Origin of the sequence: Chryseobacterium pennipullorum (assembly GCF_003384725.1) — a bacterium.
GTDB classification, from domain to species: Bacteria; Bacteroidota; Bacteroidia; order Flavobacteriales; family Weeksellaceae; genus Chryseobacterium; species Chryseobacterium pennipullorum.
In genome coordinates this window covers 21,766-40,816 of the sequence record NZ_QNVV01000001.1, presented here as the reverse complement: position 1 = coordinate 40,816, position 19,051 = coordinate 21,766, and the positions used below count along the sequence as shown (strand labels likewise).

Below are 19,051 nucleotides of genomic sequence, written 5' to 3'. Positions count from 1 at the left end.
AAATTTTAAATAAGAATAAAGTGAAAGTTTCAAAATTAGCAGCGAACCTGATCGGTTCTGAAATTGTAAAAATTGGTAACGAAGTAAATGATCTAAAAGCAAAAGGAGCGGAAATTGCCAACCTTACTATTGGTGATCTGAATTCTAATATCTATCCTATTCCAGCATTGCTGAAGGAAGAAATTCAGAAAGCATATCAGAATAATCTGACCAATTATCCGCCTGCCAACGGACTTTTATCTTTAAGAAAAGAAGTCTCTAAAGACCTTAAAAACAGATGGAATCTTGATTATTCTCCGAACGATATATTGATTACTGCAGGATCAAGACCCTTGATCTATGCCGTATATAAGACAATTGTAGACGAAGGGGATAAGGTCGTATACCCTACACCATCGTGGAATAACAACCACTATGCATATCTTACCTCTGCTAATGCCGTAGAAGTAAAAACAAAGCCTGAAACGAACTTTCTTCCGACTGCAGATGATTTGAGACCTCACCTGGACGGAGCGGTTTTGCTGGCACTTTGTTCACCATTGAACCCTACAGGAACAATGTTTACCAGAGAACAACTTTCAGAAATATGTGAGCTGGTGATTGCTGAAAACAAAAAAAGAGGTGAGGATGAAAAGCCACTGTACCTGATGTATGATCAGATTTATTCTAATCTTACTTTCGGGGCGGAGCACGTAGATCCGGTTTCTCTTTTCCCTGAAATGAAAGAGTATACCATTTATATTGATGGGATTTCAAAATGCCTTGCAGCTACAGGAGTACGTGTTGGATGGGGATTCGGTCCGGCTCATATCCTTGATAAGATGAAGGCACTTCTTACACACGTTGGAGCATGGGCACCAAAACCAGAGCAGGAAGCAACTGCAAAATTTTATGAAAACCCGGAAAACGTAAACGTTTTCGTTGAAGACTTTAAGTCAAAACTTGAGGAAAGCTTAAAGGTTCTTCACGGTGGAGTGCAGGATTTAAAAGGAAAAGGACTTGCAGTAGACAGTATTGAACCCATGGGAGCCCTTTATCTTACTATCAAATTAGACTACATTGGAAAAACAAAACCGGATGGAACGGTGATTGAGAACTCTTCAGACCTTGTGTTTTATCTGATTAATGAAGCTGGAGTAGCTCTGGTACCATTCTCAGCATTCGGAGAAGAAAAATCAGAACCTTGGTTCCGTGCTTCCGTTGGAGGATTAGCTGTTGATGAGATCAAAGTGATGATTCCTAGACTTGAAAACGCTTTGAATAGCTTGAAATAGCAGGAGCAGTTAATCGATAAATATACCAGTGTAACAGTGTACCGATTTTTATATAAGTTGGTATCGTTACACTGGTATTTTTTTATTGCCTAACCATGGGTGGCTACAGATTACTTTTACTGGATTTTGAAGAGATAATTCTTTATCGCGAATAAAAAATTAAATAAACATTAAAAGTAAGCCACTGCTTTGTACGATACCCGAACAGGAATTACCTTTGCGGCTTTTACACGCCAGAATTAAAAAAAGTGAAAATTACAACGATGAAAAAACTGAAATTTCTATTATTGCCGTTTTCAATATGGGTATCCTCACAGGAAGTTGATACATTGAACCTAAAAGAATTAACACATGAACCTGAATTGCCAAAAGTACAGGCATATACCTTACAAGACGGTTCTGTCCGGATATATGCCAAACCGAAATTACTGGATTTTGTAACCAAATTGCCCAGAAACTTTATTGACACCAACAAAAATTTTGTATCCCAGGACCATGCTTATTATTTGGGTGGAGCTGTTGCCGCGACATTGATCCTTTTACCTTTTGATCAGAAATTAACGGACAATTCAAGAGAATTGGGGGAAAGGTGGGGAATGGATAAAGATAATAATTATACCAAGCTTGCAGGTGTTGTAAAGATTCCAAAAGATATCGGTTCCACACTGTATCTCATAGGAAATGGCTCTACTGTGGTATTGCTGGGGATTGGTTTTGGAGCTTATGGCTTGCTGAAAAATGATTACAGGGCACAGGCTACAGCCAGCGGGCTGATGGAAAGTTTGATTCTTTCCGGTGTTTTTACTCAAACCATAAAAAGAATTACAGGAAGGGAGAGCCCTTTCATTGCTGAAGAATATGGACATAAAGGAGGGGCCTGGAACCCGTTTCCGAGCTTCGCGGCATATGGTAAAAACACATCGAACTATGATGCAATGCCTTCCGGACATCTTACAACATTTATGGCTGGGTTAACAGTTATTGCAGACAATTATCCGGATGCTATATGGATAAAACCGGTAGGGTATACGCTGGCAGGTGCACTGGCCTTTCAGATGATGCAGAGTAAGGTACATTGGGCTTCTGACTACCCTCTAGCTCTTTTGATGGGGTATTTTATAGGAAAAACCATCTCAAAAAGCAGATATACCATTTCCAATTCCGCAGGAAAAAATAAAAAATACAAACTGGACCTTATTGCCTCTCGTCAATGGGAGTATAATATGGTGGGAGTAAAAATCTCTTTCTGAGGTTGATAAACATTCGCGTGCCCCTGCTAAATCCTCATTAATGAAGCAAAATTTTCCTCTTCATACCAAGATAAAACAGGAACGATTGATAGAATACCCTTTTAATTAGGGTAGAATACAGTAGTTTTTTACTAAATTTGATCTTCAGATAGGCCATGAGTACTGCCCTTGTGAATACAAAAGACCATGCTCAATGGATTAAAATACATATATTAAATATTTTACTTAATGAAAATAATTGCTGTCATCCCTGCACGCTATGAAGCAAGCCGGTTTCCGGGGAAACTAATGAAGATTTTAGGAGAAAAAACAGTTATTACCACTACCTATCAGAATGTGGTGGATACCGGATTGTTTGATGAAGTATTTGTCGCCACAGACTCTGAAATCATCTTCGGTGAAATTGTGAAAAATGGTGGAAAAGCAGTCATGACAGGACAGCATGAAACTGGAAGTGACCGTATTGCAGAAGCTGTACAAAATATAGATTGTGATATTGTGATCAATGTTCAGGGTGATGAACCCTTTCTTAAGCTGGAACCTTTGCAGCAGCTGATCGAAGTCTTTAAACATGATGAGCAGCAGGAGATTTCCCTAGCTTCTTTGAAGATTCAGCTTTTTGAAAAAGAAGAAATTGAAAATCCTAATAATGTCAAAGTCATTACCGATAACAACGGTTTTGCTTTATACTTTAGCCGCTCTGTCATTCCCTTTCACAGGGAAGTTTCTTACGAGGTAAGCTATTTTAAGCATATCGGAGTCTATGCCTTCAGGAAAGAGGCCCTTTTGCAGTTTTCACAGCTGGAAATGAAACCCTTGGAAATATCAGAAAAGATAGAATGCATCCGCTACCTGGAATATGGTATGAAAATCAAAATGATAGAAACCAACTTCATAGGAGTGGGTATTGATACCCCTGAAGATCTTGAAAAAGCAAGAAAATTGATTTAATTAAGACCTAAAGAAGATATTGTGAATGAATACAGCAATCTGCAGTTTCATGTCATGAGCTTTCGCTGGCTTTTTTGCATTTTATCCCAAATCCCCCTATATTTGAATTTATAAATAAAATTAATGAAGAAGTTACTTTTAGTATTTGTACTGATATTTTCACAGCTGACATGGGCACAGACCGCCAAGGAGATTATTGATAAAAACATTGAACTCTCCGGGGGACTCACAAACTGGAAGCTGTTGAACTCGGTACTGCTACAGGGAAAAGTGGTATTGGGAATAAAGGATGAGTATCCCATAAAAATTTATCAGCAACGCCCGAATCTTACTAAAACATTGATTACGACAGGAGGAAAAGAAACAGCTATTGAGGGATACGATGGGGTGAAAGGATATGCAATGAATTATGCCGCAAATAAGCTTCAGGAATATCCTGAATATATTCCCGAGAGTTTTGATAACGATTTTATTGACTGGGAGAATAAAGGATTTGCTGCCAAATATCTTGGAAAAGAAAAAATAGGAGAGGTCTACTGTCATAAAGTGCAGCTTACCAAAAATGTGAATAAGAACCTGTATTATTTTGATGTCAATACCTATATGCTTGTCAAAGAAATAAAAAAAGATGAGACCTTGGTATATTCAGACTTTAAAAAGGTAGGAAACCTGATGATGCCTTTCAGGATTGAATCTTCAAGCCAGAAAAAAGACGGTGATTATGTAATGCTGTTCACCAGAATTGACGTTAATAAAGTTTTTCCAGCCAATATTTTTAAATTTTAATTCAACTGCGGGCTGACCCGTATAACATTATAACTAATGAAAAATATTTTTGTACTGCTGTTTTCTTTTATAGCTTTTCTGCAAAGCTGTACCAATCAAAAAAGTGAAATTTCTAAAGCTAAAACCAAAGAACTTATGGGAAAAACGATATACGACTTTAAAGTAGAAGGCCTTGATGGCAAAGAAATCAACTTTGCAGATTTTAAAGGAAAGAAAATTCTGATTGTCAATACCGCTTCAGAATGTGGATTTACCCCTCAGTATGCAGACCTGGAGAAAGTCTACGAAGAGTATAAGGACAAACTGGTGATCGTAGGTTTTCCTGCTAACAACTTTGGAGGACAGGAACCGGGAACCAATGCTGAAATTGGAACATTTTGCCAGAAAAACTATGGGGTGACGTTTCCAATGGCAGCCAAAGTTTCGGTAAAAGGTGATGATACCGCACCAATCTTTAAATATTTAACAGAAAAAGAGTTGAACGGCGTAAAAAACTCAACCATCTTATGGAATTTTACCAAATTCCTGATCGATGAAAACGGAAAGCTTATTGATTCGTATGTAAGTACTACGAAACCAACAAGTGAGTCGATTACGAAGCATTTAAAGTAAATAAAAAAATGTATGTTTAAAGTGGGTTTTATAATCCACTTTTTTGTTATAAAATAAATAGTAACTCATGAAAAAAATATTTTTTGCCCTGTGTATCCTGGCTTCTTTTATATCAGGATTTGCTTTTAAAGCTGTTACAGAAAAAGAGTCTGATGATCTGAAAAGAGTTACAGGTATCGGTGGAATCTTTTTCAAATCTAAGGATCCCAAAAAAATCAGAGAATGGTACAAAGAGCATCTGGGATTTGAAATCAATGAATATGGAAGCGTTTTTGAATGGCATCAGGGGGCGGACAATTCCAAGAAAGGTTTTAGCCAATGGAGTCCGTTCAGCGAAAAAACAAAATATTTCCAACCTTCTGAGAAAGATTTTATGATTAATTATCGGGTACAGGATCTTGATAAGCTTGTCGAACAGCTGAAAAAAGAAAATGTTACTATTTTGGATAAGATTGAGGCGTACGATTATGGAAAGTTTGTACACATCATGGATATCGAAGGAAATAAAATAGAGCTGTGGGAACCTAATGATGTGGAGTATGAAAAATTAGGAAAAAGTATGGGGAGCAAAACCATCAAATAAATTCTTACCATACACTCCCATTCACTTGTCTAATCGTTCATCTTTTCGGCAAAACAAAAAATATTTCCAAGCTTGATGCTGGAATACCCATTGCTTTTGATTTTTGAAGAATTGATCATTGCTTTTGCCAGAATATCGGTAGGCAATGGCTTCTGACTTTCCAGCAATCCAAGTTTATTGGCAAACTTTATGATCCGGCTGCCCAACACTTCACCTGTTCTTTCAGAGTTCTTACGCTCCAGCATTCCAGGTTTAAAAATAGTGATTTTATTGAAGTGTAATTGCTTTACAGCTTCTTCCAGCTCACCTTTCATTTTAGAATAAAAAATACGGGATTTTGGATTGGCGCCATAAGCAGAAACCAAAATGTAGTCCTCCACATTATTTTCCCTGGCAGCTTTAGCAAATTCATATTGATAATCAAAATCTACTTTTTTCTGAGCCTCTTTACTTCCGGCAGCCTTCAGGGTGGTTCCTAAACAGGAAAAAGCGACATCACCTCTCACCATTTTTTTCCATTCCTCAGGGTTCTCGAAATCGACAACGTGAACCTTAAGCCTTTCATTTTTGAGATCAACAGGTTTTCTTACAAAAATATCGACTTCCTCAAAAGCCTTATCATTGAGCAATTGATTGACGAGATCTTTTCCTGTGGCGCCTGTGGCACCGATTACTAAAGCTTTCATAACAATTTGGTTTGACGTAAGAATATTTCTTTCTTAAATTTACTAAATTTGAATTAAAGATTAAAAATTTATTAAACATCATTTTCAAATTAACCCATGGATGCCAACGAAATTTTAGATTATTGCCTTGCCAAAAAAGCAGTTACAGAAAGCTTTCCTTTTGACAATGAAACACTTGTGATGAAGGTAGATGCCAAAATGTTTCTTCTGATGGGGCTTGAAAAACAACCCTTATCCATCAATGTAAAAACAGATCCGGAATGGAGTGCCGAGTTACGGGAACAATATCCCCAGATTACGGGTGCCTATCATATGAATAAAACCCACTGGAATTCTGTTCTGATCGACGGCCTGAAAAAAGATTTAGTCCTGAAGCTTATCGATCAGTCTTATGAGCTGGTTTTTAAATCTTTGACACGCAAAATACAGGAATCAATCAACAATTCATGAAATCTACAAGAATAGAAAAGACCTATTTAATTCTATAAGGCATGAATTTTGCTTTTGTCTGTGGAACAAAACAATTATTAACTAAAAAGGATACAAATGAAAAAGCACTTTGCAATACTGGCTATGGCTGGTACCCTAACATTATTAAGCTGTAATGCAGCTGATAAAAAGACCAATGCTGAGACTACTCCTGTGGCTGCAGACTCAAAAATGGTAAAAATAGAATTTTCCGGTACGGAGAACTTTACGATTAAAAACCCTAAATTAAAAGTAAGCCTGTACGGATCTGACCCTACTTTGGCTGATGTTCCTGCAACATTAATTACTGAAAAAGAATTTGAACAAACTTCAGTTCCTTTTACTATTGATCTGCCAGTGCCAAATGATGCTGCTAGCAAAATCACACCAAGTTCTAAAGGACCTGCTAAATACTATGTTGGTGTAGAATGGGATTCTGATGGAAACGGAAAAGCCAATGAAAAAGGAGATATATTCATTGATCACGACAAACAATTTCCGAATGTGAAACTGGATGGTGAAACCCAGAAAGTTTATCTGAAAGTATTGAAATAATAAAAAAGCTATCCTACAACGGGATAGCTTTTTTTGAAACTAAATCTTTATATTTTAAAGCTCTTTTCTCAACGAGATGCCAGGACAGATATCCTAGCAGTAGAGATAATATCAACGAAAATATCATTAGCGGGACCGTATCAAATTTGAAGAAATAGACCAAAGTCTGCTGGATTGGAAATGAATAAATATAAATTCCATATGAAGTGTCTCCGATAACAGTACCCACCTTATTGATATACTGGGTTGATCTATTTCCAATAAGAATCACCAATATTGGAAGTGTGAAATAGCATGTATATTTAAATACCTGTAAATATATACTGGCAATAAGAATTATGAGGGAAAATATAATTATAATATTTTCTGTCTTTTTGCTTTTTATTTTCCAATAAGTTAATAACATTCCTCCTGTGAAAAAGCACATCAGATTATAAAAGCTACTACTCACCAATTCCATTTTAATAAACACTCCATAAAGGAAATCGGGATAGAAAACACTCAAAATATAACTTGAGATAAATAGTAGCACAACAATAATGTTAATAAATGGTTTTGTGCGTACAAAAAATAGAAGGGAAACCATTACATACATACTAAATTCGTAGCATATAGTCCATAAGCTTCCATTAATACTGCTTTTATAGGGATTGTTTTCAAAAACTCCATCAATACCTCTTTGGCGGAAAAATAAAGTTAAATTTTTTGGTATATAAGTATATATAGAGTTGTTTTTCAAATAAGGAAGAGAACTTTCATAGACAAAGGGTGCCAAAAGAACAGTAAGAATAAGTACAATTAACAGGGCAGGAAAAAGCCTTAAAACTCTTTTCCAATAAAAATCAGCAAGACCTTTACAGCGCAGCAAACTTTTAAAAATCAGATATCCGGAAATAATAAAAAATCCGTGGACTCCGATGGATGAAAACATCATCTGACCCTGCGTAAGCTGAGACAGAAAATCTGCTTCAGCAGCTCCAGATAGAGGATAGGAGTGAGTAATCACCACCAGACTTGCAAAGATTAGCCTTAAAAAGTCAAAATTATTACTTCTGGAAATCATAATCCGCTGTAATTTTTTTATCTATATCAAGTCTTTCAATCAGTTTTTCAAGACCTTCAAATTTAATTTCATCATGCAGGAAGTCTCTGAATTTCACTGTGATTTTTTCATCGTAAATATCCTCATCAAAATCCAGGATATACACTTCAACCGTTAGTTTTTCTCCATTCACTGTGGGATTGGTGCCAATACTCAGCATTCCTTTGTACTGTCGGCCTTTTACATCAACTTCAACAATATAAGCTCCCTTTTTTGGAAGAAGTTTAATAGATTCTGTATCGATATTCGCAGTAGGATAACCAATTGTTCTTCCAATCTTTTTTCCATGAACTACCGTTCCGGAAACAGAATAGGTATAGCCCAGCATTTCATTCGCTTCTTTAATATTTCCCGTTAAAAGAGCATTACGTATTTTCGTGGAGCTGATATTATTTTCATGAATATTGATGGCTTCCATCTGTTCAACTTCAAACCCAAGCTCTTTAGAAAGCTTTTGAAGGAGTTCAAAATTTCCGCTTTTATTTTTTCCAAATGAATGATCGTAGCCTATAATAAGATATTTTACATTAAGCTTTTCAACGAGGATCTGCCGTACGAATTCTTCTCCTGTTAAATTTCTGAATTCTTCATCAAATTCTTTCAGGAACAAATGATCGATACGATATTTATCAATCAATTCTTTTTTTTCTTCAATCGTATTCAGCAGCTTTAGATCTTCATTAGGGTTAAAAACAAACCTTGGATGAGGCCAGAACGTAAGAATGGCTGTTTCCAGATTATTTTCTGTACCCACGGTAATCAGTTCATCAATGATACTTTTATGGCCCAGATGTACTCCGTCAAACATGCCTAAAGACAATGCAAGAGGCCTTTGTGAGGAGTAATCTTTAAAATTTTTGAAAACTTTCAAAACGAAAAATTTTTTGATTGCAAATATAGATATAATGTGGCAATGTACCAATGTATCAATATAACAATGTAGTGATGCAGGTAGCATTAGTATTGATACATTGTTGCGACTATTTGCAGAATCTCAAAAGCATGATAAAAATCTTTTTTTTACCAATTGTGGGTTTATGAAGAATCACTATATTTGCACCAAGAAAAAATTTAGCAATGGCAAACCAAATTAAAGGTAAAATTTCTCAAATTATTGGTCCGGTAATCGACGTTGTCTTCAATGATGTGGAAGCAGTTCCAGCAATCTATGACGCGTTAGAAATTACAAAAGAAAACGGTGAAAAAGTAGTTTTAGAGGTAGAACAACATATTGGCGAAGATACAGTAAGATGTATTGCAATGGACGCTACTGATGGTCTTAAGAGAGGTCAAGATGTAATCGGATATGGAAATCCTATTACAATGCCAATCGGTGAGGCTGTAAACGGAAGACTATTCAACGTTGTTGGTGATGCTATCGACGGACTTCAAGATATTTCTAAGGAAGGTGGTCTTCCAATTCACAGACCAGCTCCAAAATTTGATCAATTATCAACTTCAGCAGAAGTTTTATTTACAGGTATTAAAGTAATCGACCTAGTTGAACCTTACGCAAAAGGGGGTAAAATTGGATTGTTCGGTGGTGCCGGTGTAGGTAAAACTGTATTGATCCAGGAGTTGATTAACAATATTGCAAAAGGACACGGAGGTCTTTCTGTATTCGCCGGAGTAGGTGAAAGAACGAGAGAAGGAAATGACCTTTTGAGAGAGATGCTTGAATCAGGAATTATCAAGTATGGTGATGATTTCATGCACTCTATGGAAAACGGAGGTTGGGATCTTTCTAAAGTAGACCTTGAGGCTATGAAGGATTCTAAAGCAGCATTCGTATTCGGACAGATGAACGAGCCGCCAGGTGCGAGAGCGAGAGTAGCCCTTTCTGGTCTTACATTAGCTGAGTACTACAGAGACGGTGGAGAAAGCGGACAAGGTAGAGACGTACTTTTCTTCGTAGACAACATCTTCCGTTTTACACAGGCTGGTTCTGAGGTATCTGCACTTCTTGGGCGTATGCCTTCAGCAGTAGGTTACCAACCGACTCTTGCTTCTGAGATGGGGGCGATGCAGGAAAGAATTACTTCAACTAAAAATGGTTCCATTACTTCAGTACAAGCGGTATACGTACCTGCGGATGACTTAACTGACCCGGCTCCTGCAACTACGTTTGCTCACTTGGATGCAACTACAGTACTTGACAGAAAGATTGCTTCATTAGGTATTTACCCGGCAGTAGATCCATTGGCTTCTACTTCAAGAATCCTTTCTCCGGAAGTTATCGGTCACGATCACTACAACTGTGCTCAAAGAGTAAAAGAAATTCTTCAAAGATATAAGTCACTTCAGGATATCATCGCGATTCTTGGTATGGAAGAACTTTCTGAAGAAGATAAATCAGTAGTTTACCGTGCAAGAAAAGTTCAGAGATTCTTATCTCAGCCTTTCCACGTAGCTGAACAGTTTACAGGTATTCCAGGATCATTAGTAGATATCAAAGATACGATCAAAGGATTCAACATGATTATGGATGGTGAATTAGATCACTTACCAGAAGCTGCTTTCAACCTTAAAGGGACTATCGAGGAAGCTATCGAAGCTGGACAAAAAATGTTGGCTGAAAACGCATAAATTATTAACAATTTGAGATTTGAAATTTGAGGTTCGACGAGTAATTTCAAATTTCAAATATCAAATTTCAAATTTGTTTATATGAATATAAAAATTTTAACACCAGAATACGTAGTTTTTGAAGGAGAAGTAGACTCAGTATTATTGCCTGGAAAAAATGGTGAATTCCACATCATGAAAAACCACGCAGGAATTGTTTCTTCTTTGATCGGTGGTGAGGTAAAGCTTTTTGCTAATTCTATTGATGAAGCTTTTGCTAAAAACTTCACTAAAGAAGCTGGAAAAGACTCCGTTTTTGCTTATGCTATCAAAAGCGGTGTTGTAGAATTTAATCATAATAAAGGAATTATCCTTTGTGAATAATTAAATGAAAAGCTAAATATATTTTCAAGAAAGTGTAACTTTGTGTTACACTTTTTTTATTTCGTGTAAAAGTCTGATTCTATGAAGAAAAGTATAATCATATTCTTTACAGTTCTGGGAATTTTCCTCAATGCCCAGAATATCAAAACCAAAAGAGGAATTATCAATTTGGACGGAACTCCGGTAGCAAAGCTGTCCAATAGATCCAGTGAATATACTTTTATGGATCTGAAGGAAACACCTATCTATACCATAAAATTTATTGATAAAAGTATTGTTGATTCTGTGCGGGACAGTTATATCACACTCAACAGGGTATACAACAGGGATAAGACCCTGGAGCTGGATTATATTTCTCCATCCGCTTTTTCGGGGGAAGAAAAGTCTGCCGTCTTTACCTGTGTGAAAGATCTTAAGATCATTGATAATAAAGGCATCAATGTGAAAACTCTTGATGAACTTTTCTCTAACGCTCCCAAAAGAAAGCTCGATAGCAAAACGAAAGAGGCTTATACGATCAGAAAAAAGATTGATAAGCTGAATATCGAAGTGAATAAAGTGGGCGAAATTCTGAGCAATGGTGTTCCTGTAGGCTATTTTACCAATTTACCTGTAAGTTTTGGGTCAGAGGATACAATTACAGATAAAACGCCTATAGATATTGAGATCTATGATGCCAAAAGTAAACTGATCGGTAGGTATGTTACCACGACGAAACAATTAAAAACAGCGGGTGGAAAGTCTTTTACCATTTACAGGGAAATGTCTGGCAGAGCCTCTATTCTGAAATTCCCAACCTATAAAGCTATTGCAGAGCGTATGGCCATAATGGATCCAAACTTTATTAAAGTACAGGATAAAGTATCTGTAGGTCCAGTTTCAAAAGAGACCTCGAATTAAAAAACGTCCTTTGTAATAGGGGCATTGATAGAAATAGGCTTTAGCACAGCCTTAAAATAAGCTATAAAACTTTCTGATTTTAAGAGAAATTATACCAGCAGAAAAATTCCCGCAGAAAAAAAGGAAAAAATTATAAACTTAAAATGACTCCATTTTCTTTCAATTGCTGCATCGGTTTTGAGAACCAGAAAAGTTCAAAATCTTCGAAATGCTGCTCAAAATTAGTCTTAAGTTGTTGAATGGTAGTCTTTTTCTGATTTTGAATCGAAGTTTCTTCCAGTACGTCCATCAGCCAGGTTGCTTTATCTTTTTCCAGTTCAACCTTTACAATATTGGTTTTTAAGTGAAACGTAAGAAGCGTATACGTACCAGAATGCGATTTTTTATTTTTTACGCGATTCTCAGCGATTACATTATTAGTTAAAAAGACAACTTTTGAATTTCCTTTCAGATTAAACTGATCATCTCCCAACAGGCAGTCATGAATATAGTCCGGATGAACGGATGTCCTTGGAATTTTAAAATCAAACCATTCCTGTAGCGGGAGTTCGAAGTTCACTCCATGCATATAATTAAAGAGTGACTTTTTTAATCCAAAACTGAATTTGTTATGATTAATTCCGGTTTTATCTTTAAAGTCTACATCGTTGTTGGCAAATTGTATTTCCTGTTTTACCGGAATGACTCCAAAATCTTCGGGACTTATCCCTACGGGAGAATGCGCGGTCATTGCAAACTGGTGCCAGAATCCACTTTGAAGAATTCCCATTTCAAACATCTGACGAACCATTTCCAGTGAATCCACAGTTTCCTGAACGGTTTGGGTAGGGTAGCCATACATCAGATAAGCATGTACCATAATTCCTGCCTCCGTAAAATTTCTTGTAACGTTTGCCACCTGCTCTACAGAAACTCCTTTTTCTATTAATTGAAGCAACCGGTCACTGGCCACCTCAAGCCCTCCGGAAACAGCAACACATCCCGAAAGTTTCAGAAGATAGCAAAGATCACTGGTAAAGCTTTTTTCGAAACGAATATTGGTCCACCAGGTAACCACAAGATTTCTCCTGAGAATTTCCAAAGCAACTTCTCTCATCAAAGCGGGTGGTGCAGCTTCATCTACAAAATGAAAACCTGTTTCGCCGGTTGTTCTGATCAGCTCCTCAATACGGTCTACCAGTATTCTGGCAGAAATAGGTTCATATATTTTGATATAGTCTAAGGAGATGTCACAAAAAGTACATTTTCCCCAATAGCATCCATGCGCCATGGTGAGCTTGTTCCATCTTCCGTCACTCCACAGGCTATGCATGGGATTGGCAATCTCAATAACGGAAATATACTGATCCAGTTTCAAATCTGTATAATCCGGAGTACCAATTTCTGCCTGTTTGTAGTCTGGTCGTGTTGAATTATTCTTGTAAACAACTGCTCCGTTTTCAAGCAAAAATGTTCTTTTAAATAGTGCTTCTTTTTCAGGAGCATCTAAACTTTGACACAGAAGTTCAACCGGAAGTTCACCGTCATCTAGGGTAATAAAATCAAAAAATTCAAATACTCTCTGGTCTTTAATTTCTCTCAGTTCCGTATTTGGAAAGCCGCCGCCCATCGCGATTTTAATCTGTGGATAATTCTTTTTTATCCATTGGGCGCATTTAAATCCGGAATATAAATTACCTGGAAAAGGTATTGAAAAGCAAACCAGTCTGGGCTGCACGGTTTCAATTTTTTCACGAAGAATATCTAAAGTAAATTCGTCGATAAAGGTTTGTCCACCGGATAGTTTCGTGTATAGCTCATCAAAAGAGTTGGCACTTTTTCCAAGCCGTTCAGCATATCTGCTGAATCCAAAGTCAGAATCTATGCTCTCAACAATATAATCTGAAAGATCTTCTAAATATAAGGTGGCCAAATGTTTGGCCTTATCCTGCAAGCCCATGTTTCCGAAGGCAAATTCCATATCATCCAACTGGTTGAAACGCGATGCTTCAGGAAGAAAGTTCATGCTGCAGATCTGTCTGGCAAGAGTAGGTATTTTTCCCTGTAAAAAAGGGATAACCTGATCTATGGTTTTTAAATATTCTTCTCTCAGCGCAAAGATTCTCTGTGAATTTTCAGAGGTGTTCTGAAGGTCAATCGTTTTGCTGAATACCTTTATTAAGCCCTCCTTCGAAAATAAATCCAGAATAACATCAATCCCCAAATCCAGTTGATAGCTTGAAATATTCTTAGTTTTTAGAAAACCTTTGATATATGCGGTTGCCGGATAAGGAGTATTGAGCTGGGTAAAAGGCGGAGTAATAAGAAGCAGGTCTTTCAACAGAAATTTTTTGCAAAGTTATTCCAAAGTTTTTTGAGAAAAAAATTTTTTACCCTGATTATAAACACAGAAAATAATTTGCCACATGAAGATGTTTTTTATTTGTCAATTGATGTACTATCTAAAAAGTGCCTGTGGGGAATTGCTGTTGATGAAATTCAAGAAGAATTCTTCATCAAAATAGCCGTCGTCATCTAGGATTTCAGGGTTTAACAAAGCGGTATCACTGGCTCGTTCCATACTTATATTTTCGATAAACTTTCCTCTTTTTCCGGTAATCTCATTATGAAAACTAATCGAATATCTGGAATATATATTTCCTTCGACAACAGTATAATGCCCGTTTTCTGCAACAAGAGCAGCCATAATACTTCCTCCGATCCATGTTTCATTATCATTTCCAGAGGCTCCGAATAATGTACTGCACGAAATATTGCCTGAACAGTATAAAGAGCCGTTAACAATAATATTTTCAGCTTTTAAAGAACCTGATATAATGAGCACCACATAATCTTCGATAAAGAGATTGCCAGATAACTGAATGTCATCTTCAACGAGAATAATCTTATAGCCCTCACCTTCGTCAGTAACAAGATTCAGGGAGGTGCCGGTTTCGTTTTCCATAAGCAGAATATCGGGTATATCCTCGTCATGATTGATGTTCAGGGAAGATTCTCTGATCTTTTCTGCCGTTTCTTCATCCAGCATTTCAAGGAATTCAGCAAAGCTGTCCTCGTCTAAAGAATTTTCTGTAAAAAAATTGTTTTCCAGGGCGGGAAAAACAGCAGAATAGAAGGACTCAGATCCTTCTTTAAGCTTGCTGTACAATTGATCTTTTGTAAGTTTTTGTAATTCTTTCATGGAGTATGAGGTAACCGTTGGCTGTAAGTAAACATCGATTAATAGGGAGACGCAATATAAGAAGATAATTTGTATTAAAGCTAAAAAGCTCAATTGTAGCGGACACCTTTTCTTAAAAAAATATTTTTCATCCCATTAATGATCCTTAAAGCATGAAAATAGAGTAACAAATATAAATCCAAAGAAATTAGCTTTCGGGTTTTATGGTGTTAAAAATTCATGCATGATTCAGTTTCTTACGATCTGTAATCACATTAAGAGTGACTCCCAGCAGAATCAGCGTAATACCGATCGATAAGTTGGCTGTAAATTTCTCATGGAATATCAGGACACTGATCAATACAGCAACTACAGGTTCCAAAGCTCCTAAAATAGCTACAGGGGTAGACCCGATATACTTAATGGCAAATACCAGACACAAACTGGAAATGACCGTGGTGAGGAAAGCAAAAATAACAAAATTAAAGAAAATTCCTGCGGAAGGAATAGCAAAGGATTCATTAGCTATAGCTGCTTTAATCATAAAAAACAACGAAGTAAAAATCATAGAATAAAAAGAGAGTTTGAATCCGGAAACTTTAATATTCGACTTGTTGACAATTACCATATATAGAGCATAAAAGAGTGAGCTGAGCATCACAATTCCGAGTCCTGCAAAATTTATTTCGAGTCCATTTCCTTTTAAGCATAAAACAATGACCCCTGCAAATGCGAGAAGCAATGACCCTACGGAAAATAGGGTAAGTTTCTCTTTATAAAAGAAAAACATAATCAATGCTACAATAACCGGATAAATGAATAAGACCGTAGAGGCAATTCCAGGTGTAAGAAAATCATATCCTATAAATAAAAATTCTGAAGACAGCGCGTAGCAGATCCCCAGAACAGCTAATATTAAAGTTTCCTTTTTGCTGATCCTGAAGCTTTCCTTAGAATACAGCAGATATCCACCTACCATCAATGCAGAAAAGAAGAACCTGTAAAATAGTGTAATATCCAATGAAAAATGTGCCTTTTTAATCGGCAGAATAAAAATTGGGATCAGGCCATATGAAACAGCCGACACGATTCCGAGTGCATAACCTCTGAGTTTCATTTTGTTTGCTTATCGTTTTTTTTAAAATAAAAAACCACTGAATCAATCAGTGGTTTTTATATTATTAAGATTAAATCGGTTTAAAACTTAATCCTTGTTCCTGCAGTAGTTTTTGCTCCTGCTCTTTATAGTAACCACTTACTAATTTATCATGAATGGCCTCAAATGCGGCAAGAGTTTCATTGATCTCTGCATCTGTGTGAGATGCTGTAGGAATCAGTCTTAACAGGATCATTCCTTTTGGTATAACAGGGTATACAACGACTGAAGTGAAGATTCCGTAAATTTCTCTTAAGTCTTTTACCAACAGGGTGGCTTCTACCGGTGTTCCCTGCATCATTACCGGAGTCACACAAGTATTGGTATCGCCAATATTGAATCCTCTCTTTATAAGGCCACTCTGTAATTTTTCAACATTTTCCCAAAGCTTGGCTTTAATCTCAGGTCTGGATCTTAAAAGTTCCAGTCTTTTCAACCCTCCGATTACCATCGGCATCGTCAGTGATTTTGCAAAAATCTGTGATCTAAGGTTGAATTTCAGATATCTGATAATGTCTTTATTTCCTGCAAGGAAGGCTCCAAAACCTGCCATAGATTTAGCAAAAGTGGAGAAATAAACATCGATCTGATCTGTACAGTCCTGTTCTTCACCAACACCTGCACCTGTTTTACCCAGGGTTCCGAATCCGTGTGCATCATCCACCAAAAGTCTAAACTGGTATTTTGATTTCAGGTCACAGATCTCTTTTATTTTTCCCTGCTGGCCTCTCATTCCGAAAACCCCCTCAGTGATCACAAGGATACCTCCACCTGTTTCTTCAGCTACTTTTGTCGCTCGCTGAAGGTTTTTTTCAAGGCTTTCCATATCATTATGTCTGTAGGTAAATCTCTTACCGGAATGAAGTCTTACCCCGTCAACGATACATGCATGAGAGTCTACATCATAAACAATTACGTCGTTTCTGCTTACCAAAGCATCAATGGTGGAAACCATGCCCTGATAACCGAAATTCAGTAAATATGCGGATTCTTTTTGTACAAAGTCTGCCAATTCTCTCTCCAACTGAAGGTGCTGATCTGTTTCTCCAGACATCGCTCTTGCTCCCATCGGGTAGAACATTCCATATTCTGCAGCTGCTTTGGCATCTGCTTCTATGACTTCAGGATGATTACACAATCCCAAATAATCATTGGCACTCCAGAAAATCACTTCTCTCCCCTGAAACTGCATCCTTGGGCCGATAGGTCCCTCTAATCTCGGGAAAATAAAATAACCTTCACCGTAATCTGCAAATTGTCCAAGAGGTCCTGGATTTTCTTTTATTCTTTCAAAAATATCCAACATTTTATATCGTAATTTTAAGTAAAAAAGCCTTTTTTGTAGAACACGCAAAAGGCTTGATTTGTATTGTGATTTATTTTTCTATTATTTGATAAACTCAGTTTTGAAAACTTCGTCATAGTTGTGAACGCAGTTGTTCACAAATCCCTGTTCAGCCATCCATTGATCACTGTATACTTTTGTGATATATCTCGAACCATGATCCGGGTATATCAAAACAATGACGTCATTCTCAGTAATTTCATGTGACTGTGCATACTGTATAAGACCCTGTGTTACTGCTCCTGTGGTATAACCGCCCATGATGGCTTCCTTCAAAGCAATCTCACGGGTTCTGTAGGCAGCCATCTCATCATTTACCCTTACAAATTCATCTACCTTATCAAAAAGAAGGGCAGAAGGGATAAGATTTTTTCCCATTCCCTCAATCTGGTACGGATGTACATCTTCCTTGTGGATTTCCCCTGTTTCGTGATAGCTTTTTAGTATGGATCCATCTGCATCGACCCCGATAATCTTGATATCCGGATTTTTTTCCTTCAAAAATTTCGCTGAACCGGATAATGTACCCCCTGTTCCTGTGCAGGCAAAAAGGTGAGTGATTTTCCCTTCTGTCTGTTCCCAGATCTCAGGACCGGTAGTCTGATAATGGGCATCAATATTAAGCTCATTAAAGTACTGATTGATATAAATGGAATTTGGAGTTTCCGCAGCGATTCTTTTGGCAACTTCATAGTAAGACCTTGGGTCGTTTGCAGGTACATTTGCCGGGCATATGTACACGGTTGCTCCCAATGCTTTCAGATAAGCAATCTTTTCAGGCTTCGTTTTGTCGCTTACTGCGAGAATACATTTATATCCCTTTATGATACATACCATTGCAATAGAAAACCCAGTATTTCCGGAAGTAGTTTCTACAACGACGGAATCTTCTTTTAATAAGCCTTTTTTTTCTGCATTATCTATAATATGAAGTGCGATTCTATCTTTGGTGGAATGTCCAGGATTATATGATTCTAACTTGGCATAAACGGTTGCTGGAATATCTTTTGTGACAGTATTTAGCTTCACCATAGGAGTGTTTCCTATTAGGCCAAGGATATTATCGTAAACATTACTCATTATTTGTTATTTTCAATAAAAATCTGACTGCAAAAATACAAAAAAATAAATAATTACTAAACTTTTGTTTGATTTCTAGGGCGTGTTTTGATAAAAATCTATTTCGTATTTTCAGTTTTAACACGTCTATTGTCTCAAATACCATTCCAAAATTTTTAAAATTTGTTAAAACCCGCATAAAATAATATAAAAGC

At 36.9% G+C, this 19,051-nt stretch carries 19 protein-coding genes; 11 read left to right on the top strand and 8 right to left on the bottom strand.

Annotation, left to right across the window (positions count from 1 at the left end):
- The first annotated feature begins 20 nt into the window (after positions 1 to 20).
- From DRF67_RS00185 to DRF67_RS00160, 6 genes are all read left to right on the top strand, one after another.
- Positions 21 to 1,274, top strand: a complete 1,254-nt coding sequence (locus DRF67_RS00185; protein ID WP_115925826.1) for a pyridoxal phosphate-dependent aminotransferase — start codon at positions 21 to 23, stop codon at positions 1,272 to 1,274.
- 263 nt (positions 1,275 to 1,537) lie between these two features.
- Positions 1,538 to 2,524 (top strand): phosphatase PAP2 family protein, encoded by a 987-nt coding sequence (locus DRF67_RS00180; protein ID WP_115925825.1) that lies wholly within the window; start codon positions 1,538 to 1,540, stop codon positions 2,522 to 2,524.
- 228 nt (positions 2,525 to 2,752) lie between these two features.
- Entirely contained in the window at positions 2,753 to 3,475 is a 723-nt protein-coding gene (kdsB, locus tag DRF67_RS00175) for a 3-deoxy-manno-octulosonate cytidylyltransferase (RefSeq protein WP_115925824.1), read from the top strand.
- Between the two features lie 123 nt (positions 3,476 to 3,598).
- Entirely contained in the window at positions 3,599 to 4,261 is a 663-nt protein-coding gene (locus DRF67_RS00170) for a LolA-like protein (RefSeq protein WP_115925823.1), read from the top strand.
- Between the two features lie 36 nt (positions 4,262 to 4,297).
- Entirely contained in the window at positions 4,298 to 4,873 is a 576-nt protein-coding gene (locus DRF67_RS00165) for a glutathione peroxidase (RefSeq protein WP_115925822.1), read from the top strand.
- Between the two features lie 67 nt (positions 4,874 to 4,940).
- Complete coding sequence (locus DRF67_RS00160; RefSeq protein WP_317047984.1) at positions 4,941 to 5,456, top strand: VOC family protein; 516 nt, start codon at positions 4,941 to 4,943, stop codon at positions 5,454 to 5,456.
- A 29-nt stretch (positions 5,457 to 5,485) separates the two neighbouring features.
- Here DRF67_RS00160 and DRF67_RS00155 read toward each other — a convergent pair whose 3' ends face one another.
- Positions 5,486 to 6,142, bottom strand: a complete 657-nt coding sequence (locus DRF67_RS00155) for an NAD(P)H-binding protein (RefSeq protein WP_115925821.1) — start codon at positions 6,140 to 6,142, stop codon at positions 5,486 to 5,488.
- Positions 6,143 to 6,238: 96 nt separating this feature from the next.
- Between DRF67_RS00155 and DRF67_RS00150 the strand changes: the two genes are divergently transcribed.
- Both DRF67_RS00150 and DRF67_RS00145 read left to right on the top strand, forming a co-directional pair.
- Positions 6,239 to 6,592, top strand: coding sequence for an MmcQ/YjbR family DNA-binding protein (locus DRF67_RS00150; RefSeq protein WP_115925820.1), 354 nt, complete (start codon positions 6,239 to 6,241; stop codon positions 6,590 to 6,592).
- A 96-nt stretch (positions 6,593 to 6,688) separates the two neighbouring features.
- Positions 6,689 to 7,165 carry a hypothetical protein gene (locus tag DRF67_RS00145; protein ID WP_115925819.1) on the top strand — a complete coding sequence of 159 codons (477 nt, stop codon included), beginning with the start codon at positions 6,689 to 6,691 and terminating at the stop codon, positions 7,163 to 7,165.
- Between the two features lie 13 nt (positions 7,166 to 7,178).
- Here the strand turns inward: DRF67_RS00145 and DRF67_RS00140 are convergent, their stop codons facing one another.
- Together DRF67_RS00140 and DRF67_RS00135 are read right to left on the bottom strand one after the other, a co-directional pair.
- Positions 7,179 to 8,228, bottom strand: a complete 1,050-nt coding sequence (locus DRF67_RS00140; protein WP_115925818.1) for an acyltransferase family protein — start codon at positions 8,226 to 8,228, stop codon at positions 7,179 to 7,181.
- Positions 8,212 to 9,138 (bottom strand): bifunctional riboflavin kinase/FAD synthetase, encoded by a 927-nt coding sequence (locus DRF67_RS00135; protein WP_115925817.1) that lies wholly within the window; start codon positions 9,136 to 9,138, stop codon positions 8,212 to 8,214. The genes DRF67_RS00140 and DRF67_RS00135 overlap by 17 nt, the downstream gene beginning before the upstream one ends.
- A gap of 206 nt (positions 9,139 to 9,344) precedes the next feature.
- On the opposite strand from DRF67_RS00135, the gene atpD reads away from it, so the two are divergent.
- From atpD to DRF67_RS00120, 3 genes are all read left to right on the top strand, one after another.
- The gene (gene atpD / locus DRF67_RS00130; RefSeq protein ID WP_115925816.1) at positions 9,345 to 10,853 is read left to right on the top strand and encodes a F0F1 ATP synthase subunit beta; all 1,509 of its coding nucleotides are present in this window, start codon (positions 9,345 to 9,347) and stop codon (positions 10,851 to 10,853) included.
- Positions 10,854 to 10,934: 81 nt separating this feature from the next.
- Positions 10,935 to 11,216, top strand: coding sequence for a FoF1 ATP synthase subunit delta/epsilon (locus DRF67_RS00125; protein ID WP_115925815.1), 282 nt, complete (start codon positions 10,935 to 10,937; stop codon positions 11,214 to 11,216).
- 81 nt (positions 11,217 to 11,297) lie between these two features.
- On the top strand, positions 11,298 to 12,116 hold the full coding sequence (locus DRF67_RS00120) for a hypothetical protein (protein ID WP_115925814.1): 819 nt from the start codon (positions 11,298 to 11,300) through the stop codon (positions 12,114 to 12,116).
- A 130-nt stretch (positions 12,117 to 12,246) separates the two neighbouring features.
- On the opposite strand, the gene DRF67_RS22035 is transcribed toward DRF67_RS00120, so the two are convergent.
- The 5 genes from DRF67_RS22035 to DRF67_RS00095 all read right to left on the bottom strand — a co-directional run bounded on the left by DRF67_RS22035 (position 12,247) and on the right by DRF67_RS00095 (position 18,857).
- Positions 12,247 to 14,436, bottom strand: a complete 2,190-nt coding sequence (locus DRF67_RS22035) for a B12-binding domain-containing radical SAM protein (protein ID WP_228435695.1) — start codon at positions 14,434 to 14,436, stop codon at positions 12,247 to 12,249.
- Between the two features lie 117 nt (positions 14,437 to 14,553).
- A complete protein-coding gene (locus DRF67_RS00110; protein WP_115925813.1) occupies positions 14,554 to 15,297 on the bottom strand; it encodes a hypothetical protein in 744 nt (247 codons plus the stop codon).
- A gap of 217 nt (positions 15,298 to 15,514) precedes the next feature.
- Positions 15,515 to 16,393, bottom strand: a complete 879-nt coding sequence (locus DRF67_RS00105; RefSeq protein ID WP_115925812.1) for a DMT family transporter — start codon at positions 16,391 to 16,393, stop codon at positions 15,515 to 15,517.
- Between the two features lie 70 nt (positions 16,394 to 16,463).
- A complete protein-coding gene (locus tag DRF67_RS00100) occupies positions 16,464 to 17,735 on the bottom strand; it encodes an aminotransferase class I/II-fold pyridoxal phosphate-dependent enzyme (protein ID WP_185142038.1) in 1,272 nt (423 codons plus the stop codon).
- Between the two features lie 84 nt (positions 17,736 to 17,819).
- Positions 17,820 to 18,857: a PLP-dependent cysteine synthase family protein gene (locus DRF67_RS00095; protein WP_115925810.1), complete on the bottom strand. Its 1,038-nt coding sequence runs from the start codon at positions 18,855 to 18,857 to the stop codon at positions 17,820 to 17,822.
- Between the last annotated feature and the right edge of the window lie 194 nt (positions 18,858 to 19,051).